Source organism: Acinetobacter sp. YH12227, assembly GCF_013417785.1.
Lineage (GTDB): Bacteria > Pseudomonadota > Gammaproteobacteria > Pseudomonadales > Moraxellaceae > Acinetobacter > Acinetobacter gandensis.
In genome coordinates this window covers 1-1,389 of record NZ_VPDH01000170.1, presented here as the reverse complement: position 1 = coordinate 1,389, position 1,389 = coordinate 1, and the positions used below count along the sequence as shown (strand labels likewise).

Below are 1,389 nucleotides of genomic sequence, written 5' to 3'. Positions count from 1 at the left end.
AACCTCTTAGCGCTGATGGTAGTGTGGGGTTACCCATGTGAGAGTAAGTCATCGCCAGCTCATTATTCAAAATCCCCCTAACTCTTATGAGATAGGGGGATTTTTTTATGCGATAAAAATAGAAATGGTAACTTTAAGTAAGAAGAGCATGAAAGAGAACCCCAATTCTTGTTTTAATTAATCCATTGAAAATTTTAATTATTAATCATTGAAAAGTCATTTTCAGCTAAGGCGAAAAATGAATAAAACAGTATAATTACATCAAATTTATAATTTTTTATAGGGAATCTTAATGTTCAAGAAAATATTATTAGCGACAAGCTTATTATCTACAATAACGTTAACTAATGCTGGTGTTTATCAAGATAAGTTAAGTGAATGTCTAAGTAATTCGACAACAGCTGAAGAAAGCCAAAATTTAACAGCCTGGATTTATTTAGCATTTTCGGCTCATCCAGAGATTGCAAAATATAATAAAGCAACCCCAGATGAGGTCGCTAAAATAGATAAAAATATGGCAAAATTATTTCAAGATTTATTAACAACCCGTTGTAAAACTGAAATAAAAGCAGTGACCGAAAATGAAGGTACAAATGCTTTAGCAAATGCATTTGAATTATTAGGAAAAACCGCTGCAGAAAGCCTTATGCAAAATCCAGCTGTAAACACACGAATTTCTGCATTTACCCAATATTTCGATGAAGAAGCAATCCGAAATTCAATGAAATAAATATTTAAAATTGTTTATGAACTTGGTAATTGATATTGGCTAAGTTCATCACTGACTTTTCTAAGTGAGTATAACAATTGTCCTAATAACACATCTTGAGAGGTTAAAAGGACTAATATCATTGGGTGTAGGGGATGGGAAATCGCTGTAAGTAAAGCTTTTCCATTTTCAGCATCTAATGTAATTGTTTGACAGCCTACAAGATTAATTTCATTGGTAAATGCTTGAACCATTGCCAAAATTGAACTGCTAACAGCGGCAAGCTTTCCAGAATTCTCAATATTTTTCTTTTGAATGGACTTTAATTCAAAACCATCAGTTGAGCATAACATTACATACTCAACGCCTGAAACATCCATAATTAATTCTTTCATTAAACTATGTGCATGCTCAATGAGTAGCTGTGGTGCTGTGCGACTTTTTCGTATAGATAAACTCATATGGACATAACCTTAAATAGAAAGTTGAACTTCAGCTTTAGCAATAAGTGTTTCAAAAATAAAAAGAATATCGGACTTCTTTCTAGCATCAATAGGCTTTGTTGCACAAAGATTTGAAATGCAAAGCGCCCCTAATTGAGCCAAATTTAAGGCGTAACTTGGGTAAGTGGTCGACCTAATTCCGTAAATCTGTTAAGAACTGCTACACGTGCATGGATC

The 1,389-nt window shown here is 33.3% G+C and carries 2 protein-coding genes; one reads left to right on the top strand and one right to left on the bottom strand.

What is annotated here, in order from left to right:
* The first annotated feature begins 292 nt into the window (after positions 1-292).
* Positions 293-730, top strand: coding sequence for a hypothetical protein (locus tag FTV09_RS17720; protein WP_180059007.1), 438 nt, complete (start codon positions 293-295; stop codon positions 728-730).
* A 14-nt stretch (positions 731-744) separates the two neighbouring features.
* On the opposite strand, the gene FTV09_RS17715 is transcribed toward FTV09_RS17720, so the two are convergent.
* Complete coding sequence (locus FTV09_RS17715) at positions 745-1,170, bottom strand: roadblock/LC7 domain-containing protein (RefSeq protein ID WP_067766334.1); 426 nt, start codon at positions 1,168-1,170, stop codon at positions 745-747.
* Between the last annotated feature and the right edge of the window lie 219 nt (positions 1,171-1,389).

Excerpts from the sequence above, each read along its gene's own strand:
- FTV09_RS17720 (WP_180059007.1), top strand. The coding sequence starts at position 293 with ATGTTCAAGAAAATATTATTAGCGACAAGCTTATTATCTACAATAACG.
- FTV09_RS17715 (WP_067766334.1), bottom strand. The coding sequence starts at position 1,170 with ATGAGTTTATCTATACGAAAAAGTCGCACAGCACCACAGCTACTCATT.